General features: G+C 51.1%; 4 protein-coding genes. All 4 read right to left on the reverse strand.

Annotation, left to right across the window (positions count from 1 at the left end):
* Nucleotides 1-33: 33 nt before the first annotated feature.
* Entirely contained in the window at nt 34-903 is an 870-nt protein-coding gene (locus tag HY774_05280) for an acetyl-CoA carboxylase carboxyltransferase subunit beta (GenBank protein ID MBI4747877.1), read from the reverse strand.
* A 379-nt stretch (nt 904-1,282) separates the two neighbouring features.
* Nucleotides 1,283-1,984, reverse strand: a complete 702-nt coding sequence (locus tag HY774_05285; GenBank protein MBI4747878.1) for a Uma2 family endonuclease — start codon at nt 1,982-1,984, stop codon at nt 1,283-1,285.
* 56 nt (nt 1,985-2,040) lie between these two features.
* Entirely contained in the window at nt 2,041-2,853 is an 813-nt protein-coding gene (locus HY774_05290; GenBank protein ID MBI4747879.1) for an acyltransferase family protein, read from the reverse strand.
* A gap of 704 nt (nt 2,854-3,557) precedes the next feature.
* A complete protein-coding gene (locus HY774_05295; GenBank protein ID MBI4747880.1) occupies nt 3,558-4,805 on the reverse strand; it encodes a rhomboid family intramembrane serine protease in 1,248 nt (415 codons plus the stop codon).
* Nucleotides 4,806-4,853: the final 48 nt, after the last annotated feature.

Here is a 4,853-nt window from a genome sequence, read left to right on the forward strand (position 1 = left end):
CATCCCTCATCCTTCATCCTTCATCTTCATCCCTCATCCCTTCAGTTGTGCGGCTGGCATCATAAATTCAAGTGCCTGAATGATATAATTTCGCAATTCAACCCGATCAACGACTGCATCCAGCATCCCATGGTCAAGCAAAAATTCAGAGGTTTGAAACCCCGGCGGCAATTTTTGGCGAATGGTTTGTTCAATCACTCGCGGTCCGGCAAATCCAATCAACGCACCTGGTTCAGCAATATTCAAATCGCCGAGCATCGCGTAGCTCGCCGTCACTCCCCCGGTTGTCGGATCGGTCAGGATTGAAATAAACGGCAATTTGGCGTCATCAAGCCGGGCCAGTGCGGCACTGATTTTGGCCATTTGCATCAAACTGAGCGTTCCTTCCATCATTCGGGCACCGCCTGATGCCGAAGTAATCACAATCGGACAGCGTTTAGCAATTGCCCGCTCGATAGCCCGTGTGATTTTCTCGCCTACAACCGCCCCCATGCTTCCGCCGATGAACTCATACACCATCACACTCATCACGACGGGGAATCCATTGACCTTCCCTTCGGCATTGAGCACCGCTTCGTTGTAACCAGTGGCCGCCCGTGTGGAGGCCAGTCGGTCTTTGTAGGGCTTGGTATCAACAAAATTTAGCGGGTCGGTTGAAAGCACATTCTCGTCAAAAAGTTCATAGCTCCCCTCGTCAAACATCATCTCTAACCGATACCGGGCTGAGAGCTTCATGTGATGCCGACAATGCGAACAGACATTCCAGTTGGCCATCAAATCCTTTTTGAAGATCGTCGTGTTGCATTTTGGGCATTTGACAAAGAGCCCTTCAGTTTTCACGGTGCGTTCAGCCGCTGCGGGCAGGTCTTCAGTTGCTTTTTTCTTGCGCTTAAACCAGGTCATGAAAAGATACCGCCTGTGATGAATTATGAATTATGAATTATGAATTATGAGGAAAGTTAAGTATCTGTAATACAATGAGATATCCTTCCGCAATTCATCATTCATCATTCGTAACTGGTAATTGGATAATGTGCTGGGAATGTAGGCACTCAGGAAGCCAGCAGAGCATACACGATTGGCACGCTAAGGAAAACCCAGGAAATCTGTCTGGGGCGGAAGACATCGGGCTGAAGAAGTCGGGTTGAAGAAAACGGGCTGAAGACATTGGGCTGAAAACATCGGGCTCAGGGTATTGAACCCGTTTTCTTCAGCCCCAAGCCCTCAGCCCTGGTATTTTCAGCCCTGGTTTCTAGCGCTTGGGGCTGGAAGATTCACAAGCTCAATCCGGGTTGTGACCAAGTTCCCGAAGCTGCTGTTTCAGCCGTTCGATTGCTACTTGTTGCTCTCGGATTACCGCCTGAGCCGCTTCTTTTTCAGCTCGTTCACGTTCTTTCTCAGCTCGTTCACGGCGGCGTTCAATATCAAGTTCAGCAAACGTCAGGAATCTTTCTCCGTCAGGCCGATAAATATGAAGTGTCTCTGGGGTTCTCTCAAAACGAATCCCCAATCGTGGGCTCACCCATCCCTGCATCAGATTGATTTTTTGGAGGCGCTGATTGACCCGCTCCCATCCGAACAAAGTATTGGTCTGGGGCGAGTAGATATAATATTCCTCAACGCCGTGGTGTTCATAGAACTCTTCCTTGGCTCGCATCTCTTCATAAGAATTGCCTGGTGAAAGGATTTCAAACACAATCTGGGGGGCGACGCCACCTTCTTCCCACTGCTTATAAGAACTGCGGTTTCCTTTTGGCCGTCCCAATGCAACCAAAATATCCGGTGACTGTTTGGTCGACGACATTTTCTCAATCGGATACCAGAAGATATTGCCGCCGACAAAATCATTGGGCAGCATCACATCCAGACCCTCTTTCACCGTCACAATCCATTCAAACTGTTGGGTGTTATCAGCCATCGGAAGACCATCACTTTCCGGATAGTAAATTTCATCCTGGTATAACGGATTGGCTGGTGTTGACATAAGGACCTCCCCCTTGTGGGTACTTCTGAAGACGGGGCTCTGAACTTCTACCGCAATCAAAAGATGCTTTCGCGTTCTTCCAGGCCACGGTCGAGCAGTCCGCGAATGGCATCTTTGACCACATCCACTTTCTTTTGAATCACTTCATCCCAATCGTCAGGGTCGCCTCGGAAATGGAGCGGTTTCCCGAAATAGATTGAATATTTAGTCGGATACGGCACCACGCCGAGTGCCCCAAGCCAGGGAAAGGTCGGAGTAATTGGAAAATACGGCAGCCCCAGCAAGTTCGCCAGCGGTTTGACATCCACAAAGCTCGGCGCCTGTTCTTCGCCGCCAATCACGCCCACCGGCACAATCGGGGTTTTGGTCTCCAGCGCCAGCCGCATAAACCCAAGCCCAAACTGCATCAATTTATACCGATCTTTCCAAAGCTTGCCCGAACCACGGATGCCTTCCGGAAATACGGTGATGGCTTCTCCCCTTTCAAGCAGGCGCTTACAGTTGAGCGGATCACCGACAATACCGCCATGACGGGTAAGGAAATTTCCAATGACTGGCAATGTTGTAAACCAGCGCTCAACCATCGCTCGTGGCATCCGTGGCGGCTTACCTTCCATCAACAGAGCCACTCCGATCATGACCCCATCAATCGGTAATTGCCCGCTGTGATTGGAAATCAGGAGCACTCTTCCGGGTGGGATGTTCTCGATGCCATGAGTAGTCACTCGAAAATAGTGATTATACAGCCAGTTAAATACAGTATAGCCGTAGCGCGCATTCATGGGGTTGAGCCCCCAGGCGTCAAACCCATATTCATTCAATTCTGACGGCACCTGCCGAATCCGTCGCTCAACGGCTGGTGACACCATCGGGTCAAGCAGCGTTGAGAGCAATCCTCGGGTGGCTTCACGATGGAGCGGCGTCAGCGCCAGCTCTTTCAAATGCTCAATCAGGGTTGGTGGCGGTGAGTCGGGTTCAACTTCAACTTTGATGCGCCTGGCTCGCGAAACACGTCTTTTGGCAGGTTTTTCCGGAGCTTCCACCACGGGTTCATCTTTTTTGACAACCCGAAGCGATTGTTTCTTCGCGGCAACCTCCGTGGTCGAGGAAATCCCCTTCCGTGCCCTGGGTTTCGCTGATTTAAGTGGAGCCACAACCTGTGGTTCAGGGACCGCTGGTACCGGCTCAAGAATTGGTGTTTTCGCTCGTGTCCGTTTGGCCGCTGGTGCGTTGGCTGCCGAAAGCGTTTCAACCGCGGCGATAGCTTCTGGTTCGGTAACGACAAATTGTGGTGCAGCCTGGGATTCAACCGCCTGAGCAGCGTTATCCAGGGTATCGGTCTTACGGGAACGTGGTCGCGGCATAAAAAAACCTCACTCAAGGTCACAGGCCTGGAAGATATATAGCATTTCAGAAAAATGTTCAGAGTATCGTCTTTAGACGAGAGGATTTTATCATTCGTGCCACCTGGCAAACCTCACGCCTGAAGGCGTTACTCTGAGCAGGAATCTTTTTCTGAAAGGCTATGGAAGAAAAGAGAAACCGGCGTGGGGCAACTGACACTTGAATTAAGCTATTTGTTGGCTTCTTCGTCAACTACCAAACTGAATCGTTTCCCAGTTGTTTCGACCCATCGGCGGCAGTTCTGGTCATAGTGCTCAAATTTCTGATTCAGCCGGTCGGCCTGAGCCGGGTCAACTCCCGACTCAAGCCATTGCTCCTGCTCTTTCAAAATGGCCATCAATTCCTGCTTAATCCGATCTGATTCAGACTCAAGCCGCGGAGATTTTGCCAGAACCGCCTGGGCCTCGCGATTTTTGGCTTTGCATTGCTCACGAACCGGTGGCGTCAATTCTTCAGTTTCAAACCGGGTGCGAATGTCCTTAAATGTCTTTTCCGAAGTATTGATTGCTTCCACAAACTGACTCACTGGTCCGCTGGAATCTTCGCTAAACCAGAGACTCGATCCAGCCCGAAACTGGTGCAGCGACAACCGTGGGCCATCGTACCGCCAGACCAGCACACCAAATGAAGCAATTACCAGTGCCAGCGCCACCACCTGCCCGATGATCCAACCCGCGGGCGTTTTTTGCTCTCGTGGCGGCGAATACGGAATCAGCCACCCGGCCAGCCCACCGGCAACCAGCCCACCGATATGGGCCGAGGCCGACACGGGCAAGATAAAAGTGAGCACCAGATTGATCAACAACAAGGAATTAAGCGAACTGAGCATGTTTTTGCGCAGCAAAGGCGGAATGACGTTTGGATACCTGAGGGCAAAAACATAGAGCGTTCCAAACAACCCGAACAGTGCCCCCGAAGCCCCGGCGCTGGGATTGGGGCTGGCCACATAACTGGCGAAAATACTGAAGATCCCGGTGAAAATATAAATCACGACAAACCGGGCAGATCCATAGAGTGATTCAAGGCGCGGCCCCAGTGTCCAGAGCGCATAGCAGTTAAACCCCAAATGAATGAGCCCAATGTGCAGAAACATCGGTGTGACCAGCCGCCAGTATTCCCCGTTGCGAATCAGGTCATTTTGCTTTGCCCCAAACGCCATTAACACTGCCGGGTCGGTGGTACTCCCGGCAAACATCATCAGCACAAAAATCAGAAGATTGATGGCGAGAAAAATGTAGGAAAACAGCGCCTTCCGAAAAAAGAAAGCCCGAATGAAGCGGTTGATTTCCTGTTCTTCAAGAAATTCAGGATTCACCGCACCGCATTCGAGGCATCGTGGAACCGCATTTGGTGTCAACTGATGGCAGTTATGACAGACACGGGTTTGGGGATTTGGGAGTTCAGGATTGCTTGACACTGGTTTTTTTAGGGTTCGGGGTTCAGGGTTCGGGGTTCAGGGTTCGGG

This window comes from Acidobacteriota bacterium (assembly GCA_016208495.1).
GTDB lineage: Bacteria > Acidobacteriota > Blastocatellia > Chloracidobacteriales > Chloracidobacteriaceae > JACQXX01.

Bases quoted from the DNA above. Each gene is read 5' to 3' on its own strand.
- HY774_05280 (MBI4747877.1), bottom strand. From the start codon at position 903: ATGACCTGGTTTAAGCGCAAGAAAAAAGCAACTGAAGACCTGCCCGCA.
- HY774_05290 (MBI4747879.1), bottom strand. From the start codon at position 2,853: ATGGTGTCACCAGCCGTTGAGCGACGGATTCGGCAGGTGCCGTCAGAA.
- HY774_05285 (MBI4747878.1), bottom strand. From the start codon at position 1,984: ATGTCAACACCAGCCAATCCGTTATACCAGGATGAAATTTACTATCCG.